The following is an 18,410-nucleotide window of genomic DNA, read 5'->3' as shown; positions in this document are numbered from 1 at the left end:
CGGACAATCCACATCGGGCCGATTCCCGAGATTGCCCAAGAATTCGCAAGAAACCGTTTCCCCCAAGAGCCACAAAGAAGGTAGGACACCGTGAACCCGGTAATCAAAAAATTCCAGTTCGGTCAGTCGACCGTTACCCTCGAGACTGGCCGTATCGCCCGTCAGGCCTCCGGCGCAGTGCTGGTCACCGTTGACGACGACGTCAGCGTATTGGTGACCGTTGTCGGTGCCAAGCAAGCCGATCCGGGCAAGGGCTTTTTCCCTCTGTCCGTTCACTACCAGGAAAAGACTTACGCTGCCGGTAAGATCCCTGGCGGTTTCTTCAAGCGTGAAGGCCGTCCTTCCGAGAAAGAAACCCTGACTTCCCGACTGATCGACCGTCCGATCCGTCCGCTGTTTCCTGAAGGCTTCATGAACGAAGTGCAGGTTGTCTGCACCGTCGTTTCCACCAGCAAGAAGACCGATCCGGACATCGCTGCGATGATCGGTACCTCGGCTGCCCTGGCCATCTCCGGCATTCCGTTCGACGGCCCGATCGGCGCCGCGCGCGTGGCTTTCCATGAAAGCACCGGCTACCTGCTGAACCCGACTTACGAACAGCAAGCCGCTTCGAGCCTGGACATGGTCGTTGCCGGTACTTCCGACGCCGTGCTGATGGTTGAATCGGAAGCCAAAGAGCTGACCGAAGACCAGATGCTGGGCGCGGTACTGTTTGCCCACGACGAGTTCCAGGTGGTGATCAACGCTGTCAAGGAACTGGCCGCTGAAGCTGCCAAGCCAACCTGGAACTGGGCTCCACAGCCTGAAGCCACCGAACTGCTGGGCGCTATCCGTGCCGAGTTCGGCGACGCGATCTCCCAGGCTTACACCATCACCATCAAGGCCGACCGCTATGCGCGTCTGGGCGAGTTGCGTGACCAGGTGGTTGCCAAGCTGTCCGGCGAAGAAGGCCAGCCTTCGGCTGCTGAAGTCAAAGCTGCTTTCGGCGAAATCGAATACCGCACCGTTCGCGAAAACATCGTCAACGGCAAGCCACGTATCGACGGCCGCGACACCCGCACCGTACGTCCGCTGAACATCGAAGTCGGCGTTCTGCCAAAAACTCACGGTTCGGCACTGTTCACCCGTGGCGAAACCCAGGCGCTGGTTGTTGCAACACTGGGCACCGCCCGTGACGCACAACTGTTGGACACCCTGGAAGGCGAGAAAAAAGACCCGTTCATGCTGCACTACAATTTCCCGCCGTTCTCGGTAGGCGAGTGTGGTCGCATGGGTGGCGCTGGTCGTCGCGAAATCGGTCACGGCCGTTTGGCCCGTCGTTCGGTTTCGGCCATGCTGCCAGCCGCTGACGTGTTCCCGTACACCATCCGTGTGGTTTCGGAAATCACCGAATCCAACGGTTCGAGCTCGATGGCTTCCGTCTGCGGCGCTTCCCTGGCTCTGATGGACGCCGGTGTACCGATGAAGGCGCCGGTTGCCGGTATCGCCATGGGTCTGGTTAAAGAAGGCGAGAAGTTCGCCGTCCTGACCGACATCCTCGGTGACGAAGACCACCTCGGCGACATGGACTTCAAGGTAGCCGGTACCGCCAAAGGCGTGACCGCGCTGCAGATGGACATCAAGATCAAGGGCATCACCGAAGAGATCATGGAGATCGCTCTGGGCCAGGCCCTGGAAGCGCGCCTGAACATCCTCGGTCAGATGAACCAGATCATCGGTCAGTCGCGTACCGAGCTGTCGGCCAACGCACCGACCATGATCGCGATGAAGATCGACACCGACAAGATCCGTGACGTCATCGGTAAAGGTGGCGCGACCATCCGTGCGATCTGCGAAGAAACCAAGGCTTCGATCGACATCGAAGACGACGGTTCGATCAAGATCTTCGGCGAAACCAAGGAAGCTGCAGAAGCGGCTCGTCAGCGCGTTCTGGGTATCACCGCCGAAGCCGAGATCGGCAAGATCTACGTCGGCAAGGTTGAGCGCATCGTCGACTTCGGCGCGTTCGTCAACATCCTGCCGGGCAAGGACGGTCTGGTGCACATCTCGATGCTGAGCGACGCTCGCGTAGAGAAAGTCACCGACATTCTGAAAGAAGGCCAGGAAGTGGAAGTGCTGGTACTGGACGTGGACAACCGCGGCCGTATCAAGCTGTCCATCAAAGACGTGGCAGCTGCCAAGGCTTCGGGCGTTTAATCACCCCCAGCCTGTAGCGCAATGAAAATGCCCCACCGTGCAAACGGTGGGGCATTTTTTTGCCCGCGAAATACTCGGACATTCTGCGAAGTTGCCGGACCACAAGAGCGGTGCTAGTTTTAGCCCACCGCCCGTGTAGCTCAGCCGGTAGAGCAGCGCACTCGTAACGCGAAGGTCGCAGGTTCGATTCCTGTCTCGGGCACCATCCTCGCTTATTTCACCTTGCGACTCAGATCCTCGACGGTACGTTTGAGCTGATCCATGGCTCGATCCTGATCGTTGACCTTCTGCTTCAAGCTGGAAATCTCGCTGCTGCTGGAATTGGAACTGGAGCCGCTGTTGCGCTTGAGGTCTTCAACCTGACGGCCAAGGGATTCGAGTTCACGGTCCTGTTCCTTGACCTTGTTCTTCAGTTCGTCCAGCTCCCTGCCGCTGGAGCTTGAGCTGGAACCGCCGCTGCGCTTGAGCTCTTCGATCTGCTGTGATTGATCTTTGAGGGTATCGCGCATCTTTTGCAACTCATCGATGCTGATATCGCTTTTGATCACGACGGTCTTGCCATAGTCGTTGTGGATCAGTGAAACCTTGTCGCCATAGGACGGGCTGCTGGAACTCAGCTCAACGGCCATGGCGCTGGCCGGCAGGGCCAGGGCAGCAATCAAAGCGGTAGTGGAGACAACAGCGGAGATTTTCGAGAAGCTGCGCATCACTGGTTTTCCTTGTGAACAGCGTAAGTGAGTGCCGATGTGGCACATCGCTATGACTCGAGATCGGCATTTATGTTCCGCAAGTCAGCTTTTTGTGCGAGAGATGTAAAGAGCCGTGTAATTCGTCATGCAAACGTCCTATATTCGGTGCCTGCATGAGCATCGCTTAGCAGTTTTCAGATGATCCCGAATGGTTCCGAAGGCCGGCCAAGCCGCGTCAGAGAGATCCTTGATGATCCAGATCCATCCTCCATTCCCAGATCAACGAGAACGCCATGACTGAATTAACTCAAGAGCAGCGTCACCAACAAGCGCTGGAACAATACCTTCTGGACGTGCCCGATCTGAAGGAAGAGATCAAGGACCTGAGTCCCGATGATCAGAAAGACCAGATTCAGTGGGCCTTTGAAGACGAAGCCGAGGCTCAGGGCTTGCAGCCTTGGGAGTTGACGCTCAAGTACACGAGCACGCCGGAAGAGTTCGAGGCCCAACGCCTCGTACTGCATAAAGAGGCGGCTGAAGTATTGGGTGTCGAATGGGATGAGTACTGCGAGATGAACAACCTCGTCGTCTAAAAGCAGCTACAAGTTTCAAGCGGCAAGCTACAAGTCAAAGCAAAAGCGCTGTGGCTTGTAGCTTGAAACTTGCCGCTGCTGTTAGAGGCTGAGGCGCATCGACAGGTCCACTGCTTTCACATCCTTGGTCATCGCACCAATCGAGATGTAATCCACCCCGGTTTCGGCGATCGGCAGCAGCGTGCTTTCGTTGATGCCGCCGCTGGCTTCCAGCTTGGCTTTGCCGCCGTTCAGGCGCACGGCTTCGCGCATGTCGTCGAGGCTCAGTTCATCGAGCATGATGATGTCGGCGCCGGCATCCAGTGCTTCTTTCAATTCCTGCAGACTTTCCACTTCGATCTCGACCGGTTTGCCCGGGGCGATCTTGTGCGCGGCGGCGACGGCTTCGGTGATGCCGCCGCTGGCAGCAATATGGTTTTCCTTGATCAGGAACGCGTCGTACAGACCGATGCGGTGGTTATGGCAGCCGCCACAGGTCACGGCGTATTTCTGCGCCAGACGCAGGCCCGGCAGGGTTTTGCGCGTGTCGAGCAACTTGACCTCGGTTTGCCCGACGAAGTCGGCGAGGTACTGCGCGCGCGTCGCCACGCCTGAGAGCAGTTGCAAAAAATTCAGCGCGCTGCGTTCACCGGTCAGCAGCGAACGCGCCGGGCCTTCCAGATGGAACAGCGGCTGATTGGGTTTGACCCGTTCGCCATCGATCACTTGCCAATGCACGGCGACGCGCGGATCGAGCTGACGAAATACCGCATCGACCCACGCCGTGCCGCAAATGACGGCGTCGTCACGGGTAATGATGGTGGCTTTGGCCAGACGTTCGGCCGGGATCAGTTGTGCGGTGATGTCGCCGCTGCCGACGTCTTCGAGCAACGCACGGCGCACGTTGGCTTCGATTTCGGCGGTCAGATCGGCGAGACGTAGATTCGGCATAACGGGCTCCACAAACAAAGTGGCCCGATTATAGGGGTACGGCGCGAGCCAACCCAAGGTGAGAACAGGCGTGCCGGCCTGCAGCCGGTCGATTTTCTTTGAGCAAACCGGCGATATCGTGGTCATTGAAGGGGCGTTGCTAGGGGAAACCCTGACGGCTATGGCGCGGGTGACACGTTATGAAAGATAATCCGCCTTGCATTTGACGTCATGGCATTGACGTCTGATGTCGCCAGAATGGGCTGGGACTTGTGGGAGCGAGCCCGCTCGCGAATGCATTTTTTCAGTGACATTGATGCGGCTGACACACCGCCATCGCGAGCAGGCTCGCTCCCACAGGGGATCGGGGTTACTTGATCGAACGAATCACCGTTTCAGGAGGCTTGGATGCACAGCGACGGAAAAGTAGTGCCTTTGCACAAGGCTGCTATCGATCAGGCGAATCACTCGCCGCTCGCCCGCCTGCCGGTGATTCTGCTTCAGGTCCGCGACAAGGCCGCCCAGCAATTGCGCCACGGTTTGCAGGAGCTGTTCGATAACGCCGATGACACCCTGTTCGAAATGGCCGATCGGGCGCGCAACGATGTCGAGCAGAACATCTTTTTCGAAGCCATGCGTGACCTGCGCCTCAAGCGCAAACACATCGAACGCGGCTTTCTCGAACTGTTTTTCGGAGCCTTCGTCGGCCTGACTCAATACGACCCCACCCAGAATGCCTTGCCGCGCACGCTGCTGTTCGACGAGGCGGCGGCGCGCACCGACGACATGGAGCGCAGCGTGGCGATCGAGACCATGGTCCGTCGCGTGCTCAAGCGTGACGGCTTCGCCCTCGATCAGTTGACGGCGCGGCTCAACGCGTTGCTCGGCAAGACCCTTGACGATCAACACAACCCCCTCGGCCCGGCGCTGCTTTGCGAATTCTTCCTGCAGGCCGGACGCAATCTGGGCGTGGAAATCAAGGTCAAGCTGATCCTGCTCAAGCTGTTCGAGCGCTATGTCCTGGCCGAAACCGAGCAGTTGTACGCCGAAGCCAATCAACTGCTGCTCGCCACCGGCGTGCTGCCGGAACTGAAACCAGCGCCGGCGCGGCGTGCGCTGGATCGAGCGGCCGCCCAGGTCGAGCGCGACGAGCGTGAAGATTCGCCGCCCGCCGATGACGATGTGCAGGAAGTTTTCGCCGCGTTGCAGCAGTTGCTCGTGCAGGTGCGTGGCACGGTCGCGCCAACCCTGGAGCCGAGTGTCGCGGCGCAACCGATCTCCACCCGCGACTTGCTGCGGCTGCTCTCGCATCTGCAACACTACGTGCCGGCACTGGCGACTCAGGATGATTTCGACTTGCGCAATCAGCTCGAACAGCTGCTCACCCGGGTCAGTGTCAGGAGTGGCAAGTCGCGGATCGTCGGCGATGCGGATGAAGACGTGATCAACCTGATCGCCATGGTTTTCGACTGCATTCTCGAAGACCGCAATGTGCCGGATTCGCTCAAGGCGCTGATCGCCCGTTTGCAGATTCCGATGCTCAAGGTAGCGGTGCTCGACAAAAGTTTCTTCAGCCGCGGCACGCACCCGGCGCGGCGCCTGCTTAACGAAATTGCCGAGGCGGCGATGGGCTGGGGCGATTGCGACGGCGACGCGCGCGACAGTCTGTATCTGCGCATCGAACAAGTGGTGCAGCGCTTGCTCACCGATTTCGTCGATGACCCGGCAATTTTTTCCGAACTGCTGGCCGACTTTCTCGCCTTCACCAGCGACGAACGCCGCCGCAGCGAACTGCTGGAACAGCGTTTGCGCGATGCCGAAGAGGGCCGGGCCCGAACCGAACTGGCGCGGCGCCGGGTCGAGCAGGTGTTGAATCAGGCGTTGCTGGGCAAAACCCTGCCGCCGTCGGTGGTCACGTTTGTCGAGAACGCCTGGAGCAAGGTCCTGCTGCTGACCTGCCTGAAACATGGCGACCAGTCCGCGGAATGGCAAGCCGACGTGCAAACCATGGAACAACTGATCTGGAGCGTGCAGCGTCATGAAGACGCCGAATCCAGTCTGCGTCTGTTGGCGTTGGTGCCGGGGTTGCTCAAGTCGTTGCGTGATGGCTTGAACAGCTCAGCATTCGATCCGTTCGCCACCAGCGAGTTTTTCAGCGAACTCGAAGCGCTGCACGTCAGTGTGCTGGAGCGTTCCGCCGAAGCCGATCAAGCCGCGCCCATGGTCGAGGTGTCGCAAAAGATCGTGCTGCCCGCCGCCGACGAGGGCGACACCACGTTGCCAACGGTGCGCCTGCCCCACGATGACCCCGGTCTGCGGCAGGTCGAGCAATTGCGAGTGGGCAGTTGGGTGGCGTTTACCGAAGACGACGAGCATACCCTGCGCTGTAAACTCGCCGCGATCATCGAAGCCACCGGCAAATATGTTTTCGTCGATCGCACCGGAATGAAAGTGCTCGAGCGCAGCAGGACCGCGCTGGCCCTGGAGTTGCGCCGCGGTGTTGCACGTGCGCTGGACAATACCTTGCTGTTCGACCGTGCGCTGGAGTCGGTGCTGGGCAATCTGCGCCGACTCAATCGCGCCAAGTGATCGCGCGCCGGTGGCCGATCACGGCATACTGGGCGCCAACACAGTCGGCGTTGAAGGAATCGGTATGCAGTTGGATCCCGCTAGCGGGTGGTGTCACGGGGTGCAGGTCTGCCCATCGCCCAACTTCAATGAACGCCCGAGCGGCGAAATCTCCTTGTTGGTCATCCACAACATCAGCCTGCCGCCGGCGCAGTTCGCCACCGGCAAGGTCCAGGAGTTTTTCCAGAATCGTCTGGATGTCACCGAACATCCCTACTTTGCAGGGATTGCCGACTTGCGCGTCTCGGCGCATTTTCTGATTGAACGTGACGGCACGGTCACCCAGTTTGTCTCCTGTCTGGAGCGGGCGTGGCACGCGGGCGTCTCGGTCTTCGATGGGCGGGAAACCTGTAACGATTTTTCCGTGGGCATCGAGCTGGAAGGCACCGATGATCAGCCGTTCACCGATGCGCAGTACCAAGCGTTGATTGCCTTGACCCGGCAGTTGCAAAAGGCATTTCCGGCGATCACCGACGCACGCATCTGCGGCCACAGTGATATTGCCCCAGGGCGCAAGACTGATCCTGGCCCGGGGTTCGACTGGGCGCGTTACCGCGCGGCCCTGGCACAAGAGGAAGGACAATGAGTTTTCTGGTGTTACTGCTGGCGCTGTGGATCGAGAAGTTTTCGGCCTTGCGCCATCGGGTTCAACGCGATGGCGGATGGATCCGCGAGCTGCACAAACTTGAAAGCAGCCCGCGCATGGCGGGCAAACCGTGGCTGGTGCTGACCATACTGGTGCTGTTGCCGGTGGCGCTGCTGGCGCTTTTGCTGGTGGTGCTGGAGCCGGTGGCGTATGGCTTGCTGGCCTTGCCCGTGCATTTGCTGATGGTGATTTACAGCCTGGGGCGTGGCGATCTGCTCGGCGGGCTCGGGCCGTTTCGCGATGCCTGGCGCCGCGAGGATCTGCAAGCGGCGGCGCATGTGGCCAAGCGCGACCTGAACATCTGCGCCGACAGCGGCGAGCAGTTGCTCGAACGCGTGCAGGCGCATGTGTTGTGGCAGGCCTATCAAAGCTTCTTCGCGGTGATCTTCTGGTATTTCGTCCTCGGCCCGGTGGCAGCACTGGCGTATCGCTTGCTGGCGCTGGCCCAGGAACACGGGCAAAACCCGGCGCTGGTCGAGCGCGCCGCGCAACTGCGCCATGCCTTCGACTGGTTGCCGGTGCGTTTGCTGGCGGCGAGTCTGGCGCTGGTCGGCAACTTCGTCGCGGTCAGTCGGGTGATGCTGCATGAATTGCTCAACTGGAACATCAGCGCGGCGCAGTTGATCAACCGGGTCGGCCTGGCCGCCGGAGAAATCCCGCCACCGGCGCTCGGGCCGGAAGGCATCAACACCCTCGACTGCCTGTGGGAACTGCTGCTGCGCGCAGCCGTGCTGTGGTATGCCGGTTTTGCCCTGTGGACCGTGCTGGTGCACTGATCCCGACGTGCCGAGGGCGTCATGCCCTCGGCATCGCTGCCGTTAACCTTAAGTTACAAAAACTCCCTTCGATTTGAGCTATACAGAGATAGCGCCCGATAGTGGCTATCTGCTGTCGCTGCGCGACTGCCAATAAAAACAAGAAAAACCAAGGGAGACTTCCAGTGAAGAGCTTGCTCTATCCCGCCGTCTCGCTGATGAACCGCTTGAGCTTCGGCATGAAGTTCAGCCTGATCAGCGTGCTGTTTCTGGTGCCGATGCTGGTGACCAATTTCTATCTGGTGCGCGATTCCTATCGCGAATTCCAGGGCACCCGGATCGAGCTGCAAAGCCTCGACCTGCTGGGCAGCAGCCTGGCCCTGCGCCGCGATCTGGAAACCCTGAACAACCTGGTGCAGATCAACGTCACCCTCGGCCAGTCCGGCAAAGCGGGAAATGTCGACGCGCAGATCACCACGCTCGAACAAGCCGTGCTGACGCGCCTGCAAGGGCTGGAGGCGATGACCGACGACTCGGAGCAGATCAAACTCTTCGATAGCAAGCGCGACGAGATGATCGCCGCGTTCAAGTCCCAGCAAGCGGAAAGCTCGCTGCAGAGCAAAAGCGCACTGATCGGCAAACTGCTTGCGAACGCGCAGATTTTCAGCCAGATCATCAGCAGTCAGGCGGGTTTGAGTCGCGACAACCAAGGCGATATTCGTCAGCTCGCTGAACTGGTGACGCTCGTGACGCCCAGCGTCACGCAAACCCTCGGCGAAGGCCGGGCGATGGGTTCCTACTCTCTGGGCCAAGGGTTTCTCAATAGTGCGTCGAGCACCCGTTTCGATGAACTGCTGGTGCAGATTGAAAAACTCCAGGCCGAATATGCCTTGAAACTGCAGGACGCCCTCGCGTCCAGCAGCGCCGCGCGTGAGTTCCTCAATGCCCCGGCCGAGAGCAGCAAGGCATCGTTGAAACAGGCCAGCGAACTGTTCGAAGAGCAGGTGGTGATGGCCGATACCCTCGATGCGCCGTGGCAGGCGTTTTACGACCAGGTCACTGGGCTGATCGATAAGACCTACCAGCTCAATGACGCCACGCTGAAATTTCTCGACCGGCAATTACAGCAACGCCTGAGCGAGAACCGCACGCACATGGTCCTGCAGGCCGTGGCGCTGTCGCTGGTGTTTGTGCTGATTTTCTATCTCTACGGCGGCTTCTACGCCTCGACCCGCACCACGCTCAAACGCCTCGGCGCGATGATGGACAAAGTGGCGGCCGGCGACATGACCGTCAACTTCAAGGCCAGCAGCCGCGACGAGCTCGGCGAGTTGGGCGAGGTGTTCAATGGCACCGTGAAGAAGATTCACGATTTGATCGAGCGGGTCGGTCAGACTGTCGCTGAAGTCGAGCGCCAGGCCGGGCAGGTGGAAAACGTATCGGCGCAAAGCAATCAGGCGGTTGCCGGTCAGCGCACGCAAATCGAGCAAGTGGCGACGGCGATGAATCAGATGTCGGCCACCTCGCTGGAAGTCGCGCGCAGTGCCGCCGCCGCCGTGAGCAGCGCCCACAGCGTCAATGAAGAGACCGTCAGCGGCCGCGGTCTGGTCGAGTCGCAGCAGGGCAGCATTGCCGCGCTGGCCAGCGAAATCGACCAGTCGGTAATAGTCATCAATCAGTTGGCCAGCGACAGCCAGTCGATCAGCCGCGTGCTCGAAGTGATCAAGAGCATCGCCGAACAAACCAACCTGCTGGCGCTCAACGCGGCGATCGAAGCCGCCCGTGCCGGCGAGCAGGGGCGCGGTTTTGCCGTGGTCGCCGACGAAGTGCGCACGCTGGCCAAGCGCACCCAGCAATCGACCGAAGAAATCGAACAGATGATCGCCAAACTGCACGGCGGCGTCGGCGCGGCGGTGAAAGCCATGGGCATCAGCCATCAGATGGCCAACGGCACCGTCGACCAGTCGGCCAAGGTGCAGCAGGCGCTGGAAAACATCCTCGGCGCGGTGGGCATGATCGTCGATCAGAACCAGCAGATCGCCGCCGCGGTTGAACAGCAGACCGCCGTGGCCCACGACATCGACCAGAACATCGTCGAAATCAACCGCGCCGGCGAGCGCACGGCGCAAGGTGCACACCAGACCGAAGATGCCAGCCGGGCGCTGTCGGCGCAGGTGGTGGAGCTTAAACAGCTGATCAGCGCGTTTCGCGTCTAGGCCCACGCAGATCCCCTGTAGGAGTGAGCCTGCTCGCGATAGCGGTGTGTCAGTTACAATTTTTTATCTGACACACCGCTATCGCGAGCAGGCTCACTCCTACAGGGGGCGATGTGTCACCAGCCAAATATTTCGCAGCAGTTGGCGGTGCTGCCGGCGGCCAGTTGTTCAGGTGCGATGTGCATCAATTCGGCCAGCGCCACACAAATCGCTGGCAAGTGCGCCGGGCTGTTGCGCTGGCCCGGATACATCGCCGGCGCCATGTCCGGTGAGTCGGTTTCCAGCACCACCGACTCCAGCGGTAACTGCGGCAGCACGCGGTGCATGCGCAACGCCTGCGGCCAGGTCGGCGCGCCGCCAAGGCCGAGTTTGAAACCGAGCTTGATGTACTCGCGCGCTTCTTCGCGGCTGCCAGCAAAGGCGTGGATGATCCCCGCGCGTTTGAGCTTGAAGCGCTTGAGCGTTGCGATGACCGCCGCGTGGCTGCGGCGCACGTGGATCAGCGCCGGCAGTTCGAAGTCCGCGGCCAATCGCAGTTGCGCCTCGAACAGCGTCTGCTGGCGCTCGCGGTCGAGGGTTTCGATGAAGTAGTCCAGACCGATCTCGCCCACCGCGCACAGCTGTCGATGACCGTGCAGGCGCGTCAGCCAGTCACCCAGGCTTTGCAGGTCTGCGGGCTGGTGCTGATCGAGAAATACCGGGTGCAGACCAAACGCCGCGTACAGATCCGCATCGCTCTGCACCAGATCCCACACCCGCTGCCAGTTACCGGTGTGCACGCCAAGCACCACCATTCGCCGCACGCCGAGGGCGCGGCTTTCGGCCAGCAACGCCGAGCGATCGGCGTCGAAGTCGGGGAAGTCCAGGTGGGTGTGGCTGTCGATCAGCTCCACGGTTCAGTCCCGGTGAATACGCTGCTTGAACGTACGCGCGATGGCTTGCACGCCGGGGGCGTACTCCGATTGTTCGACGGCGGCGAGCGCCAGTTCCAGCGCCTTGTCGGCGATCAACTGGTGCTGCTGGGCCATGGCATTGACCGGCAGCGGCAGGAAATCCAGCAGCTGCGTGTCGCCGAAGGTGCCGAGACGCAGCGGCCGCGATTTCAGCGGGAAGTCGTGCAGCGCATCGAACACACCCTGCAGCAAAACGTAGGATGTGGTGATCAGCGCGTCGGGCAAATGCCCCAGACGTTGCAGGAGTTCTTCCATCAGTTGCTGGCCGCATTCACGGCTGAATGCCTCGGCGTGCTCGACCAGCACTTCGCCTTTGAAGTCACTCAATGCCTGTCTGAAACCGGCGGCACGTTCCTGGCTGATGCTCAGTTCCGGGCGCGCGCCGAGCAGCACGATCTGCTTCGGCTGCGGATCGAGCAGGCTCTGGGTCAGGTGCAGGCTGGCTTCGCGGTCGTCACTGATCACCGAGCAGAAATGCTCCGGCTCCATGACCCGGTCGATGGCGATGATCGGCAACCCTTTGGCCTGCAACTGCCGATAACTGTCATCGCTGGCTGGCAGGCAACTGGCGACGATCAACGCGTCGCAGCGCCTCGCGCGGAACAGTTGCAGCAACTGCCGTTCGCTCTCCGGCGCATCGTCGGAACTGGCGATCAGCAACTGATAACCGCGGGCTCGCGCGCCTTGCTCCAGCAGCTTGGCGATTCGCGCGTAACTGGGGTTTTCCAGATCCGGCAGAATAAAGCCCAGCGTGCGCGTATGCCGGCTGCGCAGGCCGGCCGCTTGCGGGTTTGGGGTAAAGCCGTGCAAGTCCACCACCGCGCGCACGCGCTCGACGGTCGCATTACTGATGCGTTGCTGTTCGGCCTTGCCGTTGATGACGTAGCTGGCGGTGGTCACGGACACGCCGGCCAACCGCGCGATATCACTGAGTTTCAACCCGGGATTTCCTTGTTTTTTCGAGCTTGCCTCGACATTTTCGCCAATCCTACCCGATTCGGGCAGACGACTTATGGCCTACGCACTTCCGACAAGTTGGACTTCAACGATGAGAGATTATCGAGTAACGTGCCGATCAATCTAGATTAAACGTTTCAGCAAGCGTATTTTCTACGTTTTAGACGCCTTTGCCCGGTTCTGCCGTAAAACCGCCAAAACTGCCGCTCAAAAAGCGCGGCCGAGCGCCTAAGCTGTGACCATCAAAACAATACCTGGCCTGTATCGGGCCAAAAAGGAGATTGCATGCTCGAGCTCACTATAGAGCAGATATCCATGGGCCAGACGGCCGTGGATAAACCCGCCGCCCTGCAACTTTTGGCCGATCATCTGGTTGCCGATGGCCTGGTCGCCGATGGCTATCTCGCCGGCTTGCAGGCCCGGGAAGCCCAGGGCTCGACCTTTCTCGGCCAAGGTATTGCCATTCCTCACGGCACCCCGGAAACCCGCGATCAAGTGTTCGCCACCGGCGTGCGCCTGATGCAGTTTCCCGAGGGCGTCGATTGGGGCGATGGGCAGATCGTTTATCTGGCGATCGGCATCGCGGCCAAATCCGACGAACACCTGCGCCTGTTGCAACTGCTCACCCGCGCCCTCGGCGAAACCGACCTGGGCCAGGCCCTGCGCCGTGCCAGTTCGCCGGAAGCGCTGCTGAAATTGCTGCAAGGCGCGCCGCAGGAACTGGCGCTGGATGCGCAGATGATCGGCCTCGGCGTTTCCGCCGACGATTTCGAAGAACTGGTCTGGCGTGGCGCGCGTCTGCTGCGTCAGGCCGATTGCGTCAGCAACGGTTTTGCCGGCGTGTTGCAGCAGGTCGAAGCGCTGCCGCTCGGCGATGGCCTGTGGTGGCTGCACAGCGAACAGACCGTGAAGCGTCCGGGTCTGGCGTTCGTCACCCCGGACAAACCGATGCGTTACCTCGGCCAGCCGCTCAGCGGTCTGTTTTGCCTCGCCAGCCTCGGCGAGGCGCATCAGGCGTTGCTCGAGCGCTTGTGTGCGCTGCTGATCGAAGGTCGCGGTCATGAATTGGGCCGCGCCACCAGCAGCCGTAAAGTCCTCGAAGTGCTCGGCGGTGAGTTGCCTGCCGACTGGCCGAGCGCGCGTATTGCGCTGGCCAACGCCCACGGCCTGCATGCGCGGCCGGCGAAAATCCTCGCGCAACTGGCGAAAAGTTTTGACGGCGAAATTCGTGTGCGCATCGTCGACAGCCAGGACAGCGCCGTGTCGGTGAAGAGTTTGAGCAAACTGCTCAGCCTCGGCGCCCGGCGTGGTCAGGTGCTGGAGTTGATCGCCGAGCCAAGCATCGCCGCCGATGCCTTGCCGGCACTGCTCGCCGCCATCGAAGAAGGCCTCGGCGAAGAAGTCGAGCCGCTGCCCGCCGTCAGTCAGCAGCGTGAAGTGATGGCCGACATTGCCGAGGTGCTGGTCGCCCCGGCCTCAGGCAGCCTGCTGCAAGCGATTCCGGCAGCGCCGGGCATTGCCATCGGCCCGGCGCATGTTCAGGTTCAGCAGCACATTGATTACCCGTTGCGCGGCGAGTCTGCCGCGATCGAGCGTGAGCGCCTGACGCAGGCGCTGAGCGACGTGCGCACAGACATTCAGGGCCTGATCGAACGCAGCAAGGCCAAAGCCATTCGCGAGATTTTCATTACCCATCAGGAAATGCTCGACGATCCGGATCTGACCGACGAAGTCGACACCCGCCTCAAGCAAGGCGAGAGCGCCGAAGCGGCGTGGATGGCGGTGATTGAAGCCGCGGCGAAACAGCAGGAAGCGTTGCAGGACGCCTTGCTCGCCGAGCGCGCCGCGGATCTGCGCGACATCGGTCGCCGGGTGCTGGCGCAGTTGTGTGGCGTGCAAACCGCGAGCGAGCCTGAGCAGCCGTACATTCTGGTGATGGACGAAGTCGGCCCGTCCGATGTTGCGCGCCTGGACCCGGTGCGCGTCGCCGGGATTCTCACCGCCCGCGGCGGCGCCACCGCGCACAGCGCAATCGTTGCTCGTGCCCTCGGCATTCCGGCGCTGGTTGGCGCAGGCGCGGCGGTGTTGCTGCTGGAGCCGGGCACGCCGTTACTGCTCGACGGTCAGCGCGGGCGCCTGCATGTCGACGCCGATGCTGCGACGCTCAAACGTGCCGCCGAAGAACGCGACACCCGCGAGCAACGCCTGAAGATCGCCGCCGAGCAACGCCATCAACCGGCACACACCACCGACGGTCACGCCGTTGAAGTGTTCGCCAACATTGGCGAAAGCGCCGGTGTGACCAGCGCGGTGGAGCAAGGCGCCGAAGGCATTGGCCTGCTGCGCACTGAACTGATTTTCATGGCCCACCCGCAAGCGCCGGATGAGGCCACGCAGGAAGCCGAATATCGCCGCGTTCTCGATGGTCTCGCCGGTCGTCCGCTGGTGGTGCGCACGCTGGATGTCGGCGGCGACAAACCGCTGCCGTATTGGCCGATCGCCAAAGAGGAAAATCCCTTCCTTGGTGTGCGTGGCATTCGCCTGACCTTGCAGCGCCCGCAGATCATGGAAGCGCAACTGCGCGCCTTGCTGCGTTCGGCGGATAACCGGCCGCTGCGGATCATGTTCCCGATGGTCGGCAGCGTCGACGAATGGCGCCAGGCCCGCGCCATGACCGAACGCCTGCGTAAGGAAATCCCGGTCGCCGATCTGCAACTGGGGATCATGATCGAAGTGCCGTCCGCCGCGTTGCTTGCGCCGGTGCTGGCCAAGGAGGTCGACTTCTTCAGCGTCGGCACCAACGACCTGACGCAATACACCCTGGCCATCGACCGTGGTCACCCGACTTTGTCGGCACAGGCTGACGGCTTGCACCCGGCGGTGCTGCAACTGATCGACATCACCGTGCGCGCGGCCCATGCCCATGGCAAATGGGTCGGCGTCTGCGGCGAGCTGGCGGCCGATCCGCTGGCAGTGCCGGTGCTGGTCGGCCTCGGTGTCGACGAACTGAGCGTGTCCGGCCGCAGCATTGCCGAAGTCAAGGCGCGCATCCGCGAACTCAGCCTGACCCAGGCGCAAACCCTTGCTCAGCAGGCCCTGGCCGTGGGCAGCGCCAACGAAGTGCGCGCATTAGTGGAGGCCCTGTAATGCCCAAAATTCTTACCCTGACCCTCAACCCGGCGCTCGACCTCACCGTCGAGTTGCCGCAGCTGGAGGCCGGTCAGGTCAATCGCAGCGACGAGATGCACACCCACGCCGCCGGCAAAGGTGTAAACGTCGCGCAGGTGCTCGCCGACCTCGGCCATCAACTGACGGTCAGCGGTTTTCTCGGCGAGGACAACCTGCAAGCGTTCGAAACCCTGTTCGCCAAACGCGGCTTTGTCGACGCGTTCATCCGCGTGCCGGGTGAGACGCGCAGCAACATCAAGATCGCCGAACAGGACGGCCGCATCACCGACATCAACGGTCCCGGGCCGGTGGTCGATGCAGCGGCGCAGCAAGCGTTGCTCGACCGTCTGCTGCAGATCGCGCCGGGGCATGACGCGGTGGTGGTCGCCGGCAGTTTGCCGCGCGGGGTCACGGCGCAGTGGCTGCGTGAGCTGATCGAAAAACTCAATGCGCTCGGCCTGAAAGTCGCCCTCGACTCCAGCGGCGAAGCCTTGCGCGCGGCGCTGCAAGCCGGGCCTTGGCTGATCAAACCGAATACTGAAGAACTCGCCCATGCGCTCGGTTGCGAAGTGGTTTCCCCGCTCGCCGAAGCGCAAGCCGCGGCACAGTTGCACGCTCAAGGTATCGAGCATGTGGTGATTTCCCACGGCGCTGACGGCGTGAACTGGTTCAGCGTCGGCTCGGCATTGCATGCGACGCCGCCGAAGGTCAGCGTCGCCAGCACGGTCGGTGCCGGTGATTCGTTGCTGGCCGGCATGCTGCACGGTTTGCTCAGTGCCGATACGCCCGAACAAACCCTGCGCACGGCCACGGCGATTGCCGCAATGGCGGTGACCCAGATCGGTTTCGGCATCAACGACGCCGCGCAACTGGCGCAGCTCGAACAGGGCGTGCGCGTGCGTCCCCTGACAGAACAATAAGAGGGTTTGTGATGAAGTTAGCCATTGTTACGGCTTGCCCGAACGGCATGGTCACCAGTGTGCTGTGCGCACGCTTGCTTGATGCCGCAGCGCAGCGTCAGGGCTGGAGCACCAGCGTCGAAGTGGTTGATCCGGCACACCCGGAGCGCGAGTTGTCGGCGGCGACCATCGAAGCGGCGGAGTGGGTTTTGCTGGTGACCACCGGTCCGGTCGACATGAACCGTTTCGTCGGCAAGCGGGTGTTCCAGATTGCCCCGGCGCAGGCGTTGCAGGATGTGGAAGCAGTGCTGCGCCGTGGTGCTGAAGAGGCCGAGGTCTACGTTGCCAGTGAAGCACAACCGGCGGCAGACACGTCGCGTGCGCCGCGCATCGTCGCGATCACCGCGTGCCCGACCGGCGTCGCCCACACCTTCATGGCGGCCGAAGCGTTGCAGCAGACGGCCAAGCGTCTGGGCTACGAATTGCAGGTCGAAACCCAGGGCTCGGTGGGCGCGAAAACCCCGTTGAGCGCAGCGGCGATTGCCGACGCCGACGTGGTCCTGCTGGCGGCGGACATCGATGTCGCCACCGAGCGTTTCGCTGGCAAGAAGATCTATCGCTGCGGCACCGGCATCGCCTTGAAGCAGTCCGAGGCCATGCTGAAAAAGGCCCTGGCCGAAGGCGTTGTTGAAAGCGCGGCAGGCGAGGGCACGGCCCCGGCCAAGTCAGAGAAAACCGGCGTCTACAAACACCTGCTGACCGGTGTCTCGTACATGCTGCCGATGGTCGTGGCGGGTGGTTTGCTGATCGCTCTGTCGTTCGTCTTCGGCATTACCGCGTTCAAGGAAGAGGGCACGCTGGCGGCGGCGCTGATGCAGATCGGCGGCGAGACCGCGTTCAAATTGATGGTGCCGCTGCTGGCCGGTTACATCGCCTACTCGATTGCCGACCGCCCGGGCCTGGCGCCGGGGATGATCGGTGGTTTGCTGGCGGGCACGCTGGGGGCCGGGTTTATCGGCGGGATCATTGCCGGTTTCATTGCCGGTTACGCGGCGAAAGCGATCAGCCGTTATGTCTCGTTGCCGCAAAGTCTGGAGGCGCTGAAACCGATCCTGATCATTCCGTTGTTCGCCAGTCTGATCACCGGTCTGGTGATGATTTACGTGGTCGGCAAACCGGTCGCCGGCATGCTCGCAGCGCTGACGCAGTTCCTCGACAGCATGGGCACCACCAACGCGATTCTGCTCGGCGTGTTGCTCGGCGGGATGATGTGCGTCGACCTCGGCGGGCCGATCAACAAAGCCGCGTATGCGTTTTCGGTAGGGCTGCTGGCCTCGCAGAGTTATGCACCGATGGCCGCAACCATGGCCGCCGGCATGGTGCCGCCGATCGGCCTGGGCATCGCCACGTTCATCGCCCGACGCAAGTTCGCCCAGAGCGAGCGCGAGGCGGGTAAAGCGGCCTTCGTGCTCGGCCTGTGCTTTATCTCGGAGGGGGCGATTCCGTTTGCCGCGAAAGACCCGTTGCGGGTGATACCGGCGGCCATCGCCGGCGGTGCACTGACGGGCGCGCTGTCGATGTACTTCGGCTGCAAGCTGATGGCGCCGCACGGTGGCCTGTTCGTGCTGGCGATCCCGAATGCGATCAATCATGCGCTGCTGTACCTGCTGGCGATTGTCGCGGGGAGTCTGGTGACGGCAGTGGTGTATGCGCTGCTCAAGCGGCCTGAGGTGGTTGAGCTGGTGGTCGATCCCGTCAATGCCTGACACCGCGATCCCCTTGTAGGAGTGAGCCTGCTCGC

13 protein-coding genes, 1 tRNA gene and 1 pseudogene are annotated in these 18,410 nt (G+C 61.7%); 11 read left to right on the top strand and 4 right to left on the bottom strand.

Going from position 1 to position 18,410, the window contains the following annotated elements; all coding sequences use genetic code 11:
• Positions 1-90: 90 nt before the first annotated feature.
• Both pnp and BLU24_RS24615 read left to right on the top strand, forming a co-directional pair.
• A complete protein-coding gene (gene pnp, locus BLU24_RS24620; RefSeq protein ID WP_090281714.1) occupies positions 91-2,196 on the top strand; it encodes a polyribonucleotide nucleotidyltransferase in 2,106 nt (701 codons plus the stop codon).
• Positions 2,197-2,325: 129 nt separating this feature from the next.
• Positions 2,326-2,401 (top strand) — tRNA-Thr (locus tag BLU24_RS24615).
• A gap of 7 nt (positions 2,402-2,408) precedes the next feature.
• Here the strand turns inward: BLU24_RS24615 and BLU24_RS24610 are convergent.
• A complete protein-coding gene (locus tag BLU24_RS24610) occupies positions 2,409-2,903 on the bottom strand; it encodes a hypothetical protein (RefSeq protein ID WP_090281715.1) in 495 nt (164 codons plus the stop codon).
• 275 nt (positions 2,904-3,178) lie between these two features.
• Between BLU24_RS24610 and BLU24_RS24605 the strand changes: the two genes are divergently transcribed.
• Positions 3,179-3,478 (top strand): DUF6388 family protein, encoded by a 300-nt coding sequence (locus BLU24_RS24605; RefSeq protein ID WP_093104769.1) that lies wholly within the window; start codon positions 3,179-3,181, stop codon positions 3,476-3,478.
• Between the two features lie 81 nt (positions 3,479-3,559).
• Here the strand turns inward: BLU24_RS24605 and nadC are convergent, their stop codons facing one another.
• The gene (gene nadC / locus BLU24_RS24600) at positions 3,560-4,408 is read right to left on the bottom strand and encodes a carboxylating nicotinate-nucleotide diphosphorylase (RefSeq protein WP_093104768.1); all 849 of its coding nucleotides are present in this window, start codon (positions 4,406-4,408) and stop codon (positions 3,560-3,562) included.
• Positions 4,409-4,795: 387 nt separating this feature from the next.
• Here nadC and BLU24_RS24595 point away from each other — a divergent pair, with 387 nt between their 5' ends.
• From BLU24_RS24595 to BLU24_RS28280, 5 genes and pseudogenes are all read left to right on the top strand, one after another.
• Positions 4,796-6,976 (top strand): DUF1631 domain-containing protein, encoded by a 2,181-nt coding sequence (locus BLU24_RS24595; protein ID WP_093104767.1) that lies wholly within the window; start codon positions 4,796-4,798, stop codon positions 6,974-6,976.
• 64 nt (positions 6,977-7,040) lie between these two features.
• Positions 7,041-7,601 carry a 1,6-anhydro-N-acetylmuramyl-L-alanine amidase AmpD gene (gene ampD, locus BLU24_RS24590; RefSeq protein WP_093104766.1) on the top strand — a complete coding sequence of 187 codons (561 nt, stop codon included), beginning with the start codon at positions 7,041-7,043 and terminating at the stop codon, positions 7,599-7,601.
• A complete protein-coding gene (ampE, locus tag BLU24_RS24585; RefSeq protein ID WP_093104765.1) occupies positions 7,598-8,437 on the top strand; it encodes a regulatory signaling modulator protein AmpE in 840 nt (279 codons plus the stop codon). The genes ampD and ampE overlap by 4 nt, the downstream gene beginning before the upstream one ends.
• Before the next feature lie 197 nt (positions 8,438-8,634).
• Positions 8,635-9,726 (top strand): annotated as a pseudogene (locus tag BLU24_RS28285) (methyl-accepting chemotaxis protein); the annotation flags it as partial.
• Positions 9,703-10,632 carry a methyl-accepting chemotaxis protein gene (locus BLU24_RS28280; RefSeq protein WP_442965791.1) on the top strand — a complete coding sequence of 310 codons (930 nt, stop codon included), beginning with the start codon at positions 9,703-9,705 and terminating at the stop codon, positions 10,630-10,632. The pseudogene BLU24_RS28285 and the gene BLU24_RS28280, both read left to right, overlap by 24 nt.
• A 116-nt stretch (positions 10,633-10,748) precedes the next feature.
• Here the strand turns inward: BLU24_RS28280 and BLU24_RS24575 are convergent, their stop codons facing one another.
• Positions 10,749-11,525 (bottom strand): TatD family hydrolase, encoded by a 777-nt coding sequence (locus tag BLU24_RS24575; RefSeq protein ID WP_093104763.1) that lies wholly within the window; start codon positions 11,523-11,525, stop codon positions 10,749-10,751.
• Between the two features lie 3 nt (positions 11,526-11,528).
• Positions 11,529-12,524, bottom strand: coding sequence for a catabolite repressor/activator (gene cra, locus BLU24_RS24570; protein ID WP_093104762.1), 996 nt, complete (start codon positions 12,522-12,524; stop codon positions 11,529-11,531).
• 303 nt (positions 12,525-12,827) lie between these two features.
• On the opposite strand from cra, the gene ptsP reads away from it, so the two are divergent.
• Genes ptsP through BLU24_RS24555 form a run of 3 tightly spaced genes read left to right on the top strand, consistent with a single transcriptional unit; the run spans position 12,828 to position 18,375 of the window.
• The gene (gene ptsP, locus BLU24_RS24565) at positions 12,828-15,689 is read left to right on the top strand and encodes a phosphoenolpyruvate--protein phosphotransferase (protein ID WP_093104759.1); all 2,862 of its coding nucleotides are present in this window, start codon (positions 12,828-12,830) and stop codon (positions 15,687-15,689) included.
• On the top strand, positions 15,689-16,630 hold the full coding sequence (pfkB, locus tag BLU24_RS24560; RefSeq protein ID WP_093104756.1) for a 1-phosphofructokinase: 942 nt from the start codon (positions 15,689-15,691) through the stop codon (positions 16,628-16,630). The genes ptsP and pfkB overlap by 1 nt, the downstream gene beginning before the upstream one ends.
• Positions 16,631-16,641: 11 nt before the next feature.
• Positions 16,642-18,375, top strand: a complete 1,734-nt coding sequence (locus BLU24_RS24555) for a PTS fructose-like transporter subunit IIB (RefSeq protein WP_093104742.1) — start codon at positions 16,642-16,644, stop codon at positions 18,373-18,375.
• Positions 18,376-18,410: the final 35 nt, after the last annotated feature.

Origin of the sequence: Pseudomonas sp. Z003-0.4C(8344-21), from assembly GCF_900104975.1 — a bacterium.
Taxonomy (GTDB): Bacteria; Pseudomonadota; Gammaproteobacteria; order Pseudomonadales; family Pseudomonadaceae; genus Aquipseudomonas; species Aquipseudomonas granadensis.
This window is presented reverse-complemented; position numbering and strand designations above follow the sequence as displayed.